Raw genomic sequence first — 2,887 nt, forward strand, 5'->3', positions numbered from 1 at the left:
GGCTGGCGGCATCGGCGTAGTCGGCCTTGATGTGTCCGACCCAGTTTTCATGCACATCGCCCCCCAGCACCACCGGGTTGGCCACGGCATGTTTTTGCAGCGCGCCGGTAAAACGCCGGCGCGCCGCGGCATAGCCGTCCCAGCCGTCATTCCATAAAACCTGGTCCGGTCCGCGGCGAAAATCCCGTTGTCCCAGAAGCGATTGCTGGCCCACTACGTTCCAGCGGCGCTCCTTGCTGTCGGCCCTGCCCCATTCGGCGTCCAGCCAGCTTTCCTGCTGCGCGCCCAGCATGCTGCGGGCCGGATCGTTCCAGGCCGCGCAGTTTGCGGGGTTCAACGTGCTGGAGCCGGCCTTCCCGCCCTGCGTGCAGACCTGCGCGTCCTTGTATTGCCGGGCGTCGAGCATGTAGAGCGAGGCCAGGCGCCCATAGGGAACGCGCTGGTAGATGCGCATTTCCGCGCCGCTTGCCAGGCCTGCCATTGCCCGGGTGAGTACCGAGGCACGCACCGGCATATGCTCGTAAAAGGCCTGGTAAGCAGCCGTGCGGCGGGCGGCAAAGTCCGGCACCGGCGGGCCGCTGTTGCCCGGCGATGCACCCGCATAGTCGTTTTGCACTTCGTGATCGTCCCAGGTCACCAGCCAGGGGCAAGCCGCATGCATGGCTTGCAGGTCGGCATCGCTTTTATGCAGGGCATAGCGCTGGCGGTAATCGTCCAGCGTCAGCACCCAGCCGCCCGTGGGCGCACGGACAGCCTGGCCGGCGTTGGGATACTCGTAGATGTAATCGCCCAGGAACATCACGAGGTCGAGATGTTCGTCACGCATATGCCGATAGGCGCTGTAGTAGCCGTGCTCCCATCGCTGACAGGATGCGTAGGCCATCCGCAATTTTCCCACCACCGCATCGGGCGCCGGAAAAGTACGGGTGCGGCCCGTGGGGCTGACGGCATCGCCAGCCGCGAAGCGGTAGAAATACCAGCGGTCGGCCTCCAGCCCTTGCACCTCCACGTGTACCGAATGGGCCAGCCCGCCCACAGCTTGCGCCTGGCCTGACTGCACGATGCGCGTAAAACCTTCGTCGTGTGCAAGCTCCCAGCGTACTGCGACCGTTGCCGGCAGCGAGCGCAGGGCCTCACCATGGTCCGGCAACAACCGCGTCCAGAGCACCACGGAATCATGGGTAGGCGAGCCGCTGGCCACACCGATCGTGAAAGGATTGCCGGCCAGCCGCTGCTGGGCTGCCGCCCTGAGCGGCAGGTAGCTGCCGGTACTTGCCAGCGCCAGCGACTGAAGCAGCCGGCGCCTTTGCATCACGGGCAGCGTAGTCATGCGGGCTTACTGCCTGGCCGGCAGGCGCACGGTGAAAGTGGTTCCCGAGCCGGCGCTGCTGCTCACGGCAATGGTGCCGCCGTGGATGTCGACCGCATTGCGGACGATCGCCAGACCCAGGCCTGTGCCCTGAATGGTGCCTACATTGCTGGCGCGATGGAAAGACTCGAACAGATGCGGGAGCTCATCTTCCGGAATGCCTATGCCTTCATCCACAACTTCCATAACGGTCACATCCCGTTCGGCTCGCACGCGGAACAGCACCAGGCCCCCGAGGGGCGAGTATTTGACCGCATTGGACAGCAGGTTACTGAAGATATGGCGCAGGAGCTTCTCGTCGTACAGGCCTTCCGCCATTCCGGCCGAATAATCCAGCTGCAATTCGCACAGGCTGTCCGGTTGCTGGTTGCGCGCTTCTTCTACCAGCTGGTGGCACAACTTCTGCAGGTCCAGCAGATGCGGTTCAAATTCCAGCATCTGTGCATCGGCCTTGCCCAGCAGCAGCACGCGATCCAGCATCCCCGTCATGCGTTTTACGCCGGCGGCAATGCTGTCCAGAATCTCCAGTTTTTCCGGCTCGGGCAAACGGCTGCCGTAATGCCTCAGCAATTCCTCGGCGGAAAGAATTCCCGACAACGGTGTGCGGAACTCATGGCTTGTCATCGCCACAAAACGGGTGCGCAGTTCATTGAGCGCCCGTTGCTGCTCAAGCGCTTCACGTGTGTCTTCTTCCGATTTCTTGCGTTCCGTGATGTCAAGAAAGGCCCAAATCACACCTGAATCAGGATCATGGGGCTGAACACAGCTACCAGCCATCTGCACCCAGAAAAGCTGCCCATCCTGCCTTCTGAGCTGACGTTCATTGATATAACTGCCGGTGGCAATCAGCGTGCTTCGCGCCTCCTTGCCGAACTGCTCCCAGGTGGCAAGGTCGGGGTGAATATAACTGGAAGATTGCCCCATCAGYGCTTCACGCGGGCTGCCGATCATCTGGGCGAATTTCTCGTTCACCCACTCGTGGCGGCGGTTCACCGACAGCACAATGCCCACCAGCGCACTGTTCAGGATGGCTTCGCGCTCGGAGGATGTGCGCAGCAGCTTGGCCTCCAGTTCCTTGCGCTGCGTGATGTTGATGATCACCCAGACCGTACCTTGCGAAAGGTCGCGCTCGGCAACCGACTTGCCCGACAGCGACACCCAGATCAGCGTGCCGTCAAACTGCCGGACCTGGATCTCCGCTTCGTAGTTTTCACCGCGGCCCACACAGGCGGCCACTTCACCGCCTACCTGCAGGTATTGCTCTCGCGACAGGTAAAACGGCTCCATCGAGGTCAACGGATTGCTGCCCGCACCGAATACCTTGAGCATGGCCTGGTTGGCCCACCGGAAACGGCCATCCGGCGTCAGGAAGGCAATACCCACAATGGAGTTTTCCAGGATCATTTCGCGCTCTTTCAGCAAGGTGCGAAAGTTTTCCTGGGAAACACTCAAGGTCTCCACCATGGATTGCTCGGCCATGATGCGCGCCTGGGCCTGCTCTTTTTCCTGCCGGGTGAC

At 62.0% G+C, this 2,887-nt stretch carries 2 protein-coding genes; both read right to left on the minus strand.

The features are described from left to right. The coding region (locus tag AC1D0Z_RS18815; protein ID WP_477659713.1) for an alkaline phosphatase D family protein at positions 1-1,330 on the minus strand (1,330 nt) is incomplete at its 3' end. A gap of 6 nt (positions 1,331-1,336) precedes the next feature. Continuing rightward, positions 1,337-2,887 (minus strand): sensor histidine kinase (locus tag AC1D0Z_RS18820; protein WP_477659714.1); only part of this gene is annotated, 1,551 nt, incomplete at its 5' end.

The organism is Polaromonas sp. P1_E3 (genome assembly GCF_056405935.1).